Annotated in this window: 13 protein-coding genes; 8 read left to right on the top strand and 5 right to left on the bottom strand. The window is 75.0% G+C overall.

The genetic code is table 11. From position 1 onward, the window contains the following. Positions 1-41: 41 nt before the first annotated feature. The gene (locus tag ACIA6B_RS16970; RefSeq protein ID WP_396774264.1) at positions 42-434 is read right to left on the bottom strand and encodes a DUF2267 domain-containing protein; all 393 of its coding nucleotides are present in this window, start codon (positions 432-434) and stop codon (positions 42-44) included. 194 nt (positions 435-628) lie between these two features. Here ACIA6B_RS16970 and ACIA6B_RS16965 point away from each other — a divergent pair, with 194 nt between their 5' ends. Next, the gene (locus ACIA6B_RS16965) at positions 629-2,833 is read left to right on the top strand and encodes a molybdopterin-dependent oxidoreductase (RefSeq protein WP_396774263.1); all 2,205 of its coding nucleotides are present in this window, start codon (positions 629-631) and stop codon (positions 2,831-2,833) included. A 168-nt stretch (positions 2,834-3,001) separates the two neighbouring features. After that, complete coding sequence (locus ACIA6B_RS16960) at positions 3,002-3,706, top strand: CBS domain-containing protein (protein ID WP_396774261.1); 705 nt, start codon at positions 3,002-3,004, stop codon at positions 3,704-3,706. 57 nt (positions 3,707-3,763) lie between these two features. Here ACIA6B_RS16960 and ACIA6B_RS16955 read toward each other — a convergent pair whose 3' ends face one another. From ACIA6B_RS16955 to ACIA6B_RS16945, 3 genes are read right to left on the bottom strand one after another with little or no spacing between them, the layout of a single operon-like run. Then, complete coding sequence (locus ACIA6B_RS16955; RefSeq protein WP_396774259.1) at positions 3,764-5,107, bottom strand: MGH1-like glycoside hydrolase domain-containing protein; 1,344 nt, start codon at positions 5,105-5,107, stop codon at positions 3,764-3,766. Positions 5,108-5,162: 55 nt separating this feature from the next. Continuing rightward, positions 5,163-5,981 (bottom strand): sugar phosphate isomerase/epimerase family protein, encoded by an 819-nt coding sequence (locus tag ACIA6B_RS16950; protein WP_396774257.1) that lies wholly within the window; start codon positions 5,979-5,981, stop codon positions 5,163-5,165. A 1-nt stretch (position 5,982) separates the two neighbouring features. After that, the gene (locus tag ACIA6B_RS16945) at positions 5,983-7,020 is read right to left on the bottom strand and encodes a zinc-binding dehydrogenase (protein ID WP_396774255.1); all 1,038 of its coding nucleotides are present in this window, start codon (positions 7,018-7,020) and stop codon (positions 5,983-5,985) included. A 122-nt stretch (positions 7,021-7,142) separates the two neighbouring features. Between ACIA6B_RS16945 and ACIA6B_RS16940 the strand changes: the two genes are divergently transcribed. Genes ACIA6B_RS16940 through ACIA6B_RS16920 form a run of 5 tightly spaced genes read left to right on the top strand, consistent with a single transcriptional unit; the run spans position 7,143 to position 11,436 of the window. Continuing rightward, positions 7,143-8,534 (top strand): ABC transporter substrate-binding protein, encoded by a 1,392-nt coding sequence (locus ACIA6B_RS16940; RefSeq protein WP_396774253.1) that lies wholly within the window; start codon positions 7,143-7,145, stop codon positions 8,532-8,534. Continuing rightward, positions 8,531-9,490 (top strand): carbohydrate ABC transporter permease, encoded by a 960-nt coding sequence (locus ACIA6B_RS16935; RefSeq protein ID WP_396774251.1) that lies wholly within the window; start codon positions 8,531-8,533, stop codon positions 9,488-9,490. Before ACIA6B_RS16940 ends, ACIA6B_RS16935 begins: the two co-directional genes overlap by 4 nt. Further along, positions 9,490-10,356 (top strand): carbohydrate ABC transporter permease, encoded by an 867-nt coding sequence (locus ACIA6B_RS16930; RefSeq protein ID WP_396774249.1) that lies wholly within the window; start codon positions 9,490-9,492, stop codon positions 10,354-10,356. The genes ACIA6B_RS16935 and ACIA6B_RS16930 overlap by 1 nt, the downstream gene beginning before the upstream one ends. 31 nt (positions 10,357-10,387) lie before the next feature. Then, the gene (locus tag ACIA6B_RS16925) at positions 10,388-10,810 is read left to right on the top strand and encodes a hypothetical protein (RefSeq protein WP_396774247.1); all 423 of its coding nucleotides are present in this window, start codon (positions 10,388-10,390) and stop codon (positions 10,808-10,810) included. 23 nt (positions 10,811-10,833) lie between these two features. Next, a complete protein-coding gene (locus tag ACIA6B_RS16920) occupies positions 10,834-11,436 on the top strand; it encodes a class I SAM-dependent methyltransferase (protein WP_396774245.1) in 603 nt (200 codons plus the stop codon). Between the two features lie 222 nt (positions 11,437-11,658). Here ACIA6B_RS16920 and eccB read toward each other — a convergent pair whose 3' ends face one another. Next, complete coding sequence (eccB, locus tag ACIA6B_RS16915) at positions 11,659-13,041, bottom strand: type VII secretion protein EccB (protein ID WP_396774243.1); 1,383 nt, start codon at positions 13,039-13,041, stop codon at positions 11,659-11,661. A 246-nt stretch (positions 13,042-13,287) separates the two neighbouring features. On the opposite strand from eccB, the gene ACIA6B_RS16910 reads away from it, so the two are divergent. Next, the gene (locus ACIA6B_RS16910) at positions 13,288-13,557 is read left to right on the top strand and encodes a metal-sensitive transcriptional regulator (RefSeq protein ID WP_281940493.1); all 270 of its coding nucleotides are present in this window, start codon (positions 13,288-13,290) and stop codon (positions 13,555-13,557) included. Positions 13,558-13,674 lie beyond the last annotated feature (117 nt).

Below are 13,674 nucleotides of genomic sequence, written 5' to 3'. Positions count from 1 at the left end.
GCGACCGCGCTGCAGCTCGACCCGGGTTGCGGGGAGCGTGCTCAGACATCGTACGGCGGACGCGGAAGCGGGTCCACCATCGCGTCGAACCCCCGGGGCAGCTGCGCCACCAGATCCTGGAACTCGCCGACCGTGACCGTCTCCCGAAGCGTGGCGAGCACCGCCCGCGTCCCCACCTCGGCCAACGCCGGATCCACCGCGGCCCGGTCGGCCACCCGGTAGAGGAAGTCCACCGCGGCCCCGGTCGCCGGCGGCCCGGCCGGCACGAGGTAGCCGCCGACGTCGTCGGGGAGCTGGGCGGCGAGGTCGGCCGACTCGTCGGCGGTGATCCGCTCGGCGAGGGTCTGCAACACCGCGCGGGAGATCGTCGCCGCGTCGTCGGTGGGCAACTCGGCACGACGCGCCACCGCGTCGACGAACAGCGGAAACCGCATCCCGCCCTCCCCTGCCAGCCGGTCGCCGACACCCGGAGACCGCCCCGCCGGCCCCGCCGAGTACCCACCCCCAACCCCGCCAAACGCCCCGCGATCTTGCAGTTGGTGCCCCGACAAAAGCCACCGATCCGACGTCTCGCGGGCAGCAGGCGCATGATCGGCGAGGAGGGCGGCGGCGTGGGTAGCATCCGCGCATGGCCACCGTCACCCTTCCCGGCGCCTGCCCCCTGGACTGTCCGGACACCTGCGTCTGGCAGCTCACCGTGTCCGACGGCCGGGCCGTCGCGCTGCGCGGCGACCGCGACCACCCGTTCACCAGGGGCGCGCTCTGCGGCAAGGTCAACCGCTACCTCGACGCGGTCAACGGCCCGGACCGGCTCACCACCTGTTGGATCCGCACCGGTCCCAAGGGCGTCGGTCCGGTGGCGTACCGGCCGGCGAGCTGGGCGGAGGCGCTCGACCGGGTGGCGGACGGGCTGCGGGCCAGCATCGAACGCGACGGGCCGGAGTCGGTGCTCCCCTACTACTTCGCCGGCACGATGGGGCTGGTGCAGGGCTGGACGATGGGGCCGCGGCTGTTCGCGTACCTGGGGGCGTCCCGGTTGGACACCACCATCTGCACGGCGGCGGCGAACGCGGCCACCCGGTCCGTCTACGGCCGCCCGGTGGGCTTCGAGCCGGAATCGATCGTCGACGCCCGGCTGATCGTGCTCTGGGGGGCCAACCCACTCGCCACCAACCTGCACCTGTGGCCGTTCGTGCAGCAGGCCCGCGAGCGCGGCGCGTACCTGGTGACGATCGACCCGCTGCGCACCGAGACCGCCGCCCGCAGCGACGAGCACGTCGCGCCGCTGCCCGGCACCGACGCGGCGCTCGCGCTCGGGCTGATACGGCACGTCCGCGACGCCGGGGCGGCCGACGAGCCGTGGCTGGCCGCGCACACCGTCGGCTGGCCCGAGCTGTCCGCCCGGCTCGACGAGTGGCCGGTGGAACGCGCCGCCGCCGAGTGCGGGCTGCCCACGCAGACCGTGCGCCGGCTCGGCGAACGGATCGCCGCCACCCGGCCCACCGCCGTGCGCGTCGGCCTCGGCCTGCAACGGCACGCCGGCGCCGGGCAGGCGATCCGCGCGATCTGCGCGCTGCCGCTGGTCACCGGCGACTTCCGGTACGCCGGCGGCGGCGCGCTGGTGACCACCAGCGGGCACCACCCGGTCGACAACGGCCCGGTGATCCGACCCGCCGGCATGCCCGCCCCGCCGGCCCGGTCGGTCAACATGAGCCGGCTCGCCGCCGTGCTCACCGGGGAGGTCGACCCGCCGGTGACCTCGCTGGTGGTGTTCAACGCCAACCCGGCGGCCACCGCGCCGGACCAGACCCGGCTGCTGGCCGGGCTGCGCCGCACCGACCTGTTCACCGTGGTGCTGGAGCAGCGCTGGACCGACACCTGCGACCACGCCGACGTCGTGCTCCCGGCCACCATGCAGCCCGAACACCTCGACCTGCAGACCTCCTACGGGCACCACTACACGACGCTGAACCTGCCCGCCACCCGGGCGCCCGGCGAGGCGCTGCCGAACACCGAGATCTTCCGGCGCATCGCCGCGGCGCTCGGCATCGACCACCCGGCGTTCCGGGACAGCGACGAGGATCTGGCCCGGCAGTTGCTGTCCGGCTCGCCGATCGGGTTCGAGGAGTTGCGCGCCCGCACGTACGCCCGGCTCACCGGCGTGCCGGTCGGCTCCGCGCCGTTCGCCGACGGCGGCTTCCCCACCCCGGACGGACGGGCCCGGCTGCACGATCCGGCGCTGGCCCGGCTCGGGGTGGACGCGCTGCCCGGCTACACCCCACCGGTCGAGGCCGCCGACCCGGCGCTGGCCCGGCGTTTCCCGCTGGTGCTGCTCGCCCCGGCCGGCCGCTACCTGATGAACTCGACGTTCGCCTCGCTGCCCTGGCATGCCCGTCGGGCCGGTCCGCCCCGGGTGCACCTGCACCCGGCCGACGCGGTGGCGCGCGGCCTGGCCGACGGCGACGCGGTGCGGGTCCACAACGACCGGGGCGCGTTCCTGGCCGCGGTCGCGGTGGACGAGGCGACCCGGCCCGGGGTGGCGTTCACCTACAAGGCGTACTGGGCGCGGCTGAGCCCCGGGCGGTCCACCGTGAACGCGGTGACCGCGGTCCGCGACGCCGACCTGGGCGGCGCACCCACGTTCCACGACTGCCGGGTCGAGGTGGCGCCGGTGCCGGCCGAACTGCTGGCCACCGAGCCGACCGCCGACCTGGCCACCGGGCCGACCGCCGACCTGGCCACCGAGCCGACCGCCGACCTGGCCACCGAGCCGACCGTCGACCGGGTCACCGGGCCGGCCGTGGACGCCGGCACCGGCGCGCATCCCGGCTGAGGCGTGACCTACGACCCGGTCGACGGGTCCGTACGCCCCTGCTCGGCCCGGCCACCGCCGCCTAGCGTCGGAGACGGTAGCTCCAGGTCGCGGCGCGGCGTCAGACGTGCCGAGCGGGAGCCACCGGAGGCGCCGGAGCGCGGCGTCGCGGAGATCGGGAGGCCGACCATGCGGACGTGGCAGGTGCGGGACGTGATGACCACCGACGTGGCGACGGTACGGGAGGGCACGGCGTACCGGGAGATCGTCGACGTGCTGACCGACCGGCGCGTCACGGCGACGCCGGTGGTGGACGGCGGCCGGCGGGTCCTCGGGGTGGTCTCCGAGGCGGACCTGATGTACAAGGTGGAGCTGTCCGGGCAGCCCCACGAACGGCGGCTCCGGCCCGACCGGCGCCGCCGGGAGGCGCGGGCGAAGGCCGGCGCGACGCTCGCAGCCGACCTGATGACCGCTCCCCCGGTCACCGTCGCGCCGGACGCCACGCTCGTCGAGGCGGCCCGGCTGATGGACACGCGCGGCGTCAAGCGACTGCCGGTGGTCGACGACCTGGGCCGGCTGGTCGGCATCGTGACCCGCGGCGACCTGCTCAAGGTGCACCTGCGCCCGGACGCGGACATCCGGCGGGACGTGGTCGACGAGGTGCTGCGCCGCACGCTCGGCGTGCGCGACGGCGTGGTGGACGTGGCCGTGCACGGCGGCGTGGTGACGCTCACCGGGCAGGTGGAGCGCTGGTCCACGGTGCACCTGGCGCTGCGGTTGACCCGGCAGGTCAGCGGCGTGGTCGAGGTGGTCGACGCGCTCGGCTACGCGGTCGACGACGCGCCGATGTCGACGTTGCGGCTCGGTGGCGGCATGCCGGCCGGCATCGCCTGACCATCCGGCGGCGGCGACCGGGGCGACGCCGCCGGGTCGGCGGCCGGAGCGCACCGGTCAGCCCTCGGCGAGCACGTCCAGCACCAGCGCGGCGGTCCAACTGAACGCCGGCGAGCCGAGGCCGACGCCGGTGTCCGGGTGGAAGTACTCGTGGCAGCCGGCGCCGTCGACCAGGGCGAGCAGGGAGTCCCGCAGCCCGGCCGCCAGGTCGACCCGGCGGTGGGTCCGCAGGCCCTGCCAGAGCAGCCAGCCGGTGTTCACCCAGCTCGGTCCGCGCCAGTACCGCAGCGGTTCGAAGTCCGCCGCGGTCCGGTCGTACGTGGGCAGCGGCCGGTCCATCCGGGCGGCCAGGCCGAAGCGGGGCGAGCACGCCTCGGCCAACACGGCCCGCACCTGCGGTTCCGGCAGATCGGGCAGGGCCAGCGGCAGCAGCCCGAGCACGGTACGCGGGCCGACGAGCCGGTCGGTGCGGACGTCACGCGGCCGGAACGTGCCGGTGACCGGGTCCCACAGGCGTGCGACGAGCGCCTCGGTGAGGCGGGCGGCCCGGTCCCGGTGCGGGCACGGGTCGGCGCCGACGACCGTCGCGATCCGGGCCAGCGCGTACTCGGCGACCCCGAGCGCGGCGTTGACCAGCGGGCACTCCACCAGGAACGGGTGCCGCCCGAGCAGCCCCTCGTCCCGGTAGCGGCCGGCCCGGTAGCTGTCCACGAGCGCGACGTACCGCGCGTAGTCCAGGTCGGTGGGGCGGTGCGTGGGGTCGGCGTGCGCGGTGTCGTGCCGGCGGTACGCGCGCATCACCGCCTCGTCGGCCGGCACCGCGGCCAGCGGGGTGTCCCAGGCGGGGCTGTTGTCCAGGCCGGACTCCCACGGGTGCACGATGGCGGCCAGGCCGCCGCCGCCGACGTCCCGCCGCCCGGTCAGGTAGCGCTGCTGGGCGACCAGCCGGGGATAGAGCCGGCGCAGCGCGGCCACCGACGCGTCGGAGGGGGCGCGGCGGTGCACCAGCCAGGCGGCCGGCGCGTGCACCGGCGGCTGGACGATGCCGGAGGTGGCCACCGACGGCGCCCCCTCGGCGCACGCCGAGTCCCAGAACGCCGGCCCGGGGAAGTACGGGCCGAGGTGCGGCGCCGGGTTGAACACGATGTGCGGCACCCGCCCGTCGACCCACTGGGCGGCGAACAGCGTGCGCAGCTCCCGCCAGGCCCGGTCCGGTCGCACGTGCGCCAGCCCGACCGCGATGAACGCCGAGTCCCAGCTCCACTGGTGCGGGTAGAGCGTGCGGGACGGGACGGTGTGGTCGTGTTCCCAGTTGGCGTCCAGCGTGGCCAGCGCCAGCCGACGCAGTCGGGCGTCCCGTTCCGCGCCGGCCCGCACGCCGGCCGCCAGGCTGCCGGTCACGCGGCGGCCCGCCGGGGCCGGGCGGAGGTCAGCACGCCGGCGGCCAGGCTGCCGGTCACGCGGCGGCCCGCCGGGGCCGGGCGGAGGTCAGCACGGCGGCGGCCTGGCGCAGCGCGGCGACCGGCTCACCGCGCAGCCGGCACTCCAGCGCCAGCCAGCCGGGGTAGCCGATCCCGGCGAGCGTGTCCCGCAGCGCCGTCCAGTCCAGGTGCCCGGCGCCGGGCTGGTGCCGGTTGGAGTCGCTGACCTGCACGTGTCCGAGGTACGGCGCGGCGGCGCGCAGCGCGGCGCACGGGTCGTCCTCCTCGATGTTCATGTGGTAGGTGTCGGCGACCACCCGGACCGCGGGCGACCCGACCGCACGGCACAGCTCGACCGCCTGGTCGAGCCGGTTGACCATGTGGTCCTCGTACCGGTTGAGCGGTTCCAGGAACAGGGTGACCCCCTCGGACCGGGCGTGCTCGCCCAGCTCGCCCAGGGCGTCGACGAGCACCCGCCGGTCGGCCTCGGGCGACCGGGGCGGCTCGTGCGGCGGCAGCCGGCGGGAGAACATGCCCCAGGCGGCCGGCGTCATCGCGCCGACACCGCCCAGCTCGGCGATCACGGAGAGCTGGGAGCGCAGGTTGCGCACCGCGTCCCGGGAGCGGGCCGGGTCGAAGTCGCCGATGAAGTGGTCCATCTCGACGCAGACGGTCGGCGTCACCACCCCGGCGGCGCGGGCCCGGCGCAGCTCCGGCAGCCGCCGGGCGAACGCCAGGTCCCCCCGCCCGCGCAGCTCGATGCCCCGGTAGCCGAGGGAGACCGCGAGGGCGTACTTGTCGATCAGGTCGGCGCCGGGGAGCAACTGCTCCTGGCAGGCCAGTGGGATGTCCATGTCAGAACCTCAGCACCACTTGGAGGACGTCACCGTCACCGCGGTCGAGCAACGCCAGCGCGTCGGCCACCGCGCCCGCGTCGACGACGTGGCTCACCAGCGGCAGCGGGTCGACGCTGCCCTCCGCCACCAGGTCCATGAAGGTGTGCGCGATCCGCGTCCCGGACCACCGGCCGGCCGTGCCGGGAGCCGGGTCGGGGCCGGAGACCTGGGCGGCCACCAGCTGGATCCGGTTGTGGTGGAACTCCTCGCCGAGTTCCAGCCCGTGGGCGTACCCCTGGTAGAAGCCGGCGGCGACGACGCGGCCGGCGTGCGCGGTGGCCCGGATCGCCTCGTGCAGCGCCGGGTACGCGCCGGACAGCTCCAGGCAGACGTCGGCGCCGCGACCGTCGGTGGCCGCCCGCAGCGCGGCGGCGGCCGAGTCGCCGGCGGCGTCGACCACCCGGCGGGCGCCGAGGCGGGTGGCGTGCGCGAGTCGACCGGGCACCCGGTCCACGGCCACCACCCGGCTGCCGGAGAGCACCGCGAGCCGGGTGCCGAGCAGCCCGATCACGCCCTGGCCGAAGACCCCGACCCAGTCGCCGAGGTGCAGGTCACCGGCGAGCACCGCGGTCAGCGCGATGGCCCCGGGACGGGCGAAGACGGCGGCGAGCGGGTCGAGGCCGGGGGCGAGCGGGTGCGTCGCGGCGGCGGCGAGCACGGCCTCCGCGCGGTGCCCCCAGATGCCCCAGACGAGCTGGCCGGCGCGGCGGTCGCCGACATCGGGGGCGACCTCGACGATCTCGCCGACCTCCTCGTAGCCGAAGCCGACCACCGGGTACGCCGGCGCGGCCTGCCGGGGCACGAACATCCGGGCGGTGGCGTCCCAGTCCTTGCGGAGCCGGGGGTTGCTGCCCCGGTAGAGGGTCAGCTCGGTGCCGGCGGAGATGCCGGAGTAGCAGGTGCGGACGCGGACCTGACCCGGGCCGAGCCGGTCCGGGGGGCAGGGCTCCAGGCGGATGCTCCGGGGCCCGGCCAGAGAGACAACCCAGTTGGCCATGGCGTCGCTCCGAGGAAAGTGCCGGCCCCAATGCTAACCCAAAAAATGGGCATATGTGATTAGATTGATGAATCTGCGGGTATTGATGGCGTGCCGTGTATTTTCGAGAAGGAGTGCCGCCGATGCCATCACCCTCCACACGGCTGCTCGCGTCGAGCCTGATCCTGGCACTGGCCGGGGTCGGCGCGACCGCCTGCAGCGACGACGAGCAGAAATCCGACAGTTCCCAGATCACCGTCTGGAGCCTGGAGGACGTGGCCGACCGGGTCACCGCCACCAAGGCGATCATCGCCGACTACACCGCGAAGACCGGCGTGAAGGTCAACCTGGTCACCGTCAACGAGGACCAGTTCCCGTCGCTGATCGCGTCCAGCGCCGCCGCCGGCGACCTGCCCGACGTGGTGGGTTCGGTGTCGCTCGCCGGCGTCCGCACGCTCGCCGCCAACGAGCTGCTGGAGCCGGACGCCAACAAGGCCGTGGTGGACAAGCTCGGGCGGGACACGTTCTCCCCCCGCGCGTTGGAGCTGACCAGCGACGGCGGCACCCAGCTCGCGGTGCCCAGCGACGGCTGGGGCCAACTGCTCGTCTACCGCAAGGACCTGTTCGACGCCGCCGGCCTGCCCGCCCCCGACACGTACGAGAAGATCGCCGCCGCGGCGGCGAAGCTGAACACCGGCGGCGTCGCCGGCATCACCGCGGCCACCGCCCCCGGCGACGTGTTCACCCAGCAGACGTTCGAGCACCTCGCGCTGGCCAACAACTGCCAGCTCACCGACGACGCCGGCAAGGTCACGCTCGACTCACCGGAGTGCGTGGAGGCGTTCCGGTTCTACGGCGACCTGATGCGGAACAACTCGGTGAAGGGCGCGCAGGACGTCGACACCACCCGGGCCACCTACTTCGCCGGCCGGGCGGCCATGCTGGTCTGGTCGCCGTTCGTCCTCGACGAGCTGGCCGGCCTGCGCAACGACGCGCGGCCCACCTGCCCGCAGTGCCAGGCCGACCCGGCGTGGCTGGCGAAGAACAGCGGCTTCGTCACCGCGATCAAGGGTCCGAACGGCACCGAGCCGGCCCAGTACGGCGAGGTCAGCTCCTGGGCGGTGCTCGACGGCGCGGCCGACCCGGCGACGTCCTTCGTGGAGTACATGCTCTCCGACGGCTACCCGCGCTGGTTCGGCATGTCCCCCGAGGGGCGGTTCCCGGTGCGCACCGGCACCCAGGAGGACAAGCAGAAGTTCCGCACGTTGTGGAACACCAGCCCGGCCGGGGTGGACACCAAGAAGCCGCTCTCCGACGTCTACGGCGACGACGTGCTGGCCACGCTGCGCAAGAGCCCGGACACGTTCCAGCGCTGGGGGCTGACCCAAGGGCAGGGCAAGCTGGTCGGCGCCATCCTCGGCGAGCTGCCGGTGCCCAAGGCGCTCGCGGACGTGGTCGGCGGCAAGTCCGACGCCCGGGCCGCCGCCGAGCGCGCCAAGAAGGACGTCGAGGCCATCGCCAAGGGCGTCAATTGACCACCGTCGCGCCGGAGGCCGGCCGCTCCCCCACCCCGGAGCGGCCCCGCCGGCCCGGCCGCCGCCCGCTGACGCTGCGCCGCCGGGAGTCCCGCGCCGGGCTCGCGCTGGTCGCGCCGACGCTGCTCGTCGTGCTCGCGGTGATCGGCATACCCATCGTCTGGACCGTGGTGCTGGCCTTCCAGCGGGTACGCCTGGCGACGCTGCGCAAGACCGGGCTGTTCGGCGAGCTGACGCTGGACAACATCGACCGGGTGCTGCACACCCCCGGGTTCGCCGACACGCTCTGGACCACCGTGGTCTACAGCGTCGGCGGCACCGCCGGCTCGATCGTGGTCGGCCTGGTCGCGGCGCTGGCCGTCCGGGGGCCGTTCCGGGGCCGTACGCTGGTGCGCGCGTCGATGCTGCTGCCGTACGTGGCGCCGGTGGTCGCCATGACGTTCGTCTGGCAGGTGATGCTCGACCCGCAGCTCGGCATCGTCAACGACTGGGGCCGGCGTTTCCTCGGCTGGGACGCCCCGGTGGCGTTCCTGTCCCAGGAGTCCACCGCGCTGTGGACGGTGATCGCGTTCGAGGCGTGGCGCTACTTCCCGTTCGCGTTCCTGTTCCTGCTGGCCCGGCTCCAGGCCGTGCCGGGCGAGCTGGAGGAGGCCGCCCGGGTCGACGGCGCCACCCCGACCCAGCGCTTCCGGCACATCCTGCTGCCGCAGCTCATGCCCGTGATCGCGCTGCTCGGCGTGCTCCGGTTCATCATGACGTTCAACAAGTTCGACGACGTCTACCTGCTCACCGGCGGCTCGGCCGGCACCGAGGTGGTCAGCGTCCGGGTCTACCAGTTCCTCACCGCGCGTACCGACATCGGCGCCGCCGCCGCCCAGGCGGTCGTACTGGCCGTGGTGCTGCTCGTGTTCGTGGCCATCTACCTGCGCTTCTTCGGCGCGAAACGGGAGGCGTGATGGACCGGGACCGGATCGAGACGGTCAGCCTGCGCTGGCTGCGCCGGCTGGTGATCGCCGGCTTCCTGCTGGTCACGCTGCTGCCGTTCTGGTACATGCTGGTGCTGTCGGTCCGCCCGATCGAGCGCCTGCTGCTCGACCCCGGCTCGCTCTGGGTGCCGTTCGGCGAGCTGACCGTCGCCACGTACGCCGAGGTGTTGAAGTCGGTGCAGAGCGGCGGCCAGGGTTTCCTCACGTTCATCCGCAACAGCGGCCTGGTGGCGCTGGCCGCGACCGTGCTCACCCTGCTGGTCGCCATCCCCGGCGCGTACGCGGTCTCCCGGCTGCGGTTCTTCGGCCGCCGGCAGGTCAGCGCGCTGTTCCTGGCGGTCTATTTGTTCCCGTCGATCGTCATCGCGATCCCGCTGTTCGTGGTCTTCAGCCGCGCCGGGCTGCGCGGGTCGCTGTTCGGGCTGGTGCTTGTCTACATCTCGCAGACGCTGCCGGTCTCGGTCTACATGCTCAAGAACTACTTCGAGACCATCCCGGTCAGCCTGGAGGAGTCGGCGGCGATCGACGGCGCCGGTCGGCTCGGCATCATCCGCCGGGTCAGTCTGCCGCTCGCCGCGCCGTCGGTGATGGCGGTCGCGCTCTACGACTTCATGATCGCCTGGAACGAGTTCCTGTTCGCCCTGCTGTTCCTGGTCGACCGGCCGGACCGGTGGACCGTCTCGTTGGGGCTGTCGTTGCTCGCCGACGGCGTCGAGGTGCCCAAGACGGTGCTGATGGCCGGCTCGGTCATCCTCACCCTGCCGATCGTGGTGCTCTTCTTCGCCGGCGAACGGCTGCTCACCGAGGGCCTCACCAGCGGGGCCGAGAAGGGCTGAGCGGGGAGCGACGACATGCCAGGATGACCCGGTGCGATCACCACGGGAGCGCCCGGCCGGCGCGCGGCTGGCCCGGCTGCTCACCGAGGTGTTCGCACCGGGCGTCCTGGTGACCACGTTGCCGCTGGTGGCCGCCGCCCGGGTCAGCCGCTCCCCGGCCCAGTTCCTGCTCTGGGGCGGCACCGCGCTGCTGTGCTGCGCGATCATCCCGGTCGGGGTGATCGTCCACGGCGTACGCCGGGGTCGGCTCACCGACCGGCACGTCGGCGACCACCGGCAGCGGGCCCGGCCGCTGTCGATCGGCCTGGCCTCGGTGGCGGTCGGGTTGCTGCCGCTGGCGGCGGCGGTCGGCTGGTCCCGGGTGCGGCTGCGCGACCACACCGGGCCGCAGGTGCTGGCCGGTGCCGCGCTCGGCGCGCCGCTGGCCGCCGCCACGTTCCTCGCGCTGACCTGAACAAGATCAGTTACGGTTGGCCCATGAGCAAGCCGACCCGCTGGGTGACCGACACCAAGCCCGGCCACTCGCAGTGGTACGTCGACCGGTTCCGCCGCCTCGCCGCCGAGGGGGCGGACCTGGCCGGCGAGGCCCGCCTGGTGGACGCGCTGGTGCCGCCCGGCGCGCGGATCCTCGACGCCGGCTGCGGCACCGGCCGGGTCGCCGCCGTGCTGGCCGACCGCGGCCACACCGTCGTCGGCGTCGACGCCGACCCGACGCTTGTCGAGGCCGCCCGCGCCGACCACAGCGGTCCCCGGTTCCTGGTCGCCGACCTGGCCGAGCTGGACCTGCCCGCACAGGGCGAGCCCGAGCCGTTCGACGCGGCCGTGGTGGCCGGCAACGTGATGACCTTCGTCGCTCCCGGCACCGAGCGCGCCGTACTGGCCCGGATCGCCGCGCACGTGCGTCCCGACGGCGTGGTGGTGATCGGCTTCGGCACGGACCGGGGTTACCCGGTCGCCGAGTTGGACGGCGACGCGGTCGCCGCCGGCCTGCGCCGGGAGCACCGCTTCGCCACCTGGGACCTGCGGCCCTGGCAGGACGACGCCGGGTTCGCGGTGACCGTGCTGCGCCGCCCGGCCTGAGCCGCCCGCCCGGATCGCACCGGCCCGGGCCGGCCTCGGTTGCGCCCGGCCTGCTCGCGCCCGCCCAAGCCCGGGATCGCGCCCGCGCCGGCCCAAGCCCCGGATCGCGCCCGCGCCGGCCCGAGCCCCGGATCGCGCTCGCGCCGGCCCGAGCCCCGGCCCGGGCCCGGGTTGCGCCCGGGTGCCCCCGGGTGCGCCCGGGTGCCCCCGGGTTGCGGCCGGTCAGGCCGGGGCGGCCACCGCGCGGGCCGCGGCCGGATCGAGCGGGCTGCCGGCCGGCACCAGGTCCACCAGTCCCGCCGGCAGCCGCACCGGCCGCACCCCGGCGTAGCCGAGCATGCCCGGCACGTCCGCGCCGACCAGCGCGTACCGCCGGCCCAGGTCGGTGACCACGCACACCGTGCCGCCGGTCGCGCCCGGGGCGGCCACCGCCTCCACCAGCGCGCCGCGCCCCGGCTCCACCACGACCTGGTCGGCGAGCCCACCCCGACCCCCGGCGGTACGCGCGGCGGTGGCCGGGTCCGGTGCGGTGACGCCGAGCCGGATCTCGCGTACGCCGGTGTCGTCACCGGCCCGCGCGCAGAGCGCGCCCGGCTCGGCGGTGGCGAGCCGGGGCGGCACGGCGGGCGGCGCGTCGGGCCCGGCCGGCACCAGGTCGGGCAGCTTCGGCAGCGCCGCGAACCGACCGAGCGTGATCGGCGTCGGCTCGCCCTGCCCGGTGCGGGCCAGCAGCAGCGCGGCCTGCAACTCGGTGATGCCGGCCAGCCCGTCGCGGGCCACCACCGCGTACTGCCGGCCGCCGCCGGAGTTGCGCACCAGGTAGACGGCACCGACGGTGGCGTCGGGGACCCGCGCCGAGGGAGCGCCGAGCGCGCCGACCGGCGGTGGGACCAGGTCCGCGCCGGCCGGCACGGTGTTGAGCAACGCCGCCGCGACGGGGACGGCCCGTTCCCTGGTGGCGGCCAGCGCGGCGAGCACCCGGTCGGTGTCGCGCAGCAGGTAGCGCCGGTCGTGCCAGAGCAGGTGCAGGCCGCCGTCCGGGTGGCGGACCAGCAGGCCCTGGTCGCCGAGCGCCCGCCCACCGGCCGCGGCCCGCCCGATCAACAGCGCCGAGCGGGCCTCGGGCCGGCCCGCCGCCCCGGTCACCGACGAGCAGAGCGTCCAGCCGTCGCCGACCAGCCGGTTCGGCGCGGGCAGCGAATCCGGCGCGCCGGCGATGCCCAGCGGCAGCCCACGGGGCACCCCGTCGATGGCCCGGCGGGTGACCAGCACGGTCTTCGGCCGCTCCGCCCCGATGATCAGCAGCGCCGACGCGTAGTTGAGCACCGGGTGCAGCTTCTCGTCGCGATAGACGAACCGGGCGCCGGACTCCTTCTCCACGATCACCGCGCCGGTGTCCCGCCAGGAGCTGCCGCCGCCGGTGAACAGGCCGTACAACGCCACCCCGCCGAGCGCGATCACCGCGACCAGCACGCTGGCCAGGCCGGCGCCGGCCAACCGGCGGAACGGCGACTGCGCCGGATCGGTCTCCCGCATCACCAGCGCGGCGACCGCCCGCTGCACGGTGAACTGGTACGAGTGCAGCTGGTCCTGCCGCGACGCCATCGGGCCCCTCCACCGGGTAGTCGCCGCACAGGATAAGCGCTCCGTCGATCCCCCGCCCACCCTGCGTCGCCCCCATCCCGCCCCACCCCCGTCCCACGGAGTTGACCAAGGAGTTCGGGTCCGGGATGACCGCCCGCGGTGACGCAAATCCCTTGATCACCCGGGAAGGGGGTGGTTGGGGCCCGGGGCGGGTGGGCGGTGGCGGGTGGGTACCCCGGGGGGTATCGTCGGGGCAGGAGGTGGGACGTGAAGCTTCGACCCGAGATGACCAGTGACGCGCTGACCCGACTCAAGCGGGCCCGGGGGCAGCTCAACGCCGTGATCGAGATGATGGAGAACGGCGAGGACTGCCGCGCCGCGCTGACCCAGCTCGCCGCCGTCTCCAAGGCCATCGACCGGGCCGGCTTCAAGATCATCGCTTCCGGGATGCGCCACTGCGGCGCCGCCCGTCGGGCGGGCGAGGAGCCGGAGATGACCGAGGAGGAGCTGGAGAAGCTCTTCCTCGCCCTGGCCTGACCCACCGACCTCCCGCCCGCGCCGCCTGATCGCGACGCGGGCGGGTAATCCGCGCCCGGAACCGGGCCGGAGTCTGCCTCCTGCATACCCCCGGAGGTATGCAGGAGCGAGGAGAGG

This window comes from Micromonospora sp. NPDC051141 (genome assembly GCF_044455765.1).
GTDB lineage: Bacteria > Actinomycetota > Actinomycetes > Mycobacteriales > Micromonosporaceae > Micromonospora.
Note: the sequence above shows the minus strand (reverse complement) of the source record. Positions and strands in the feature narration are given on the sequence as shown.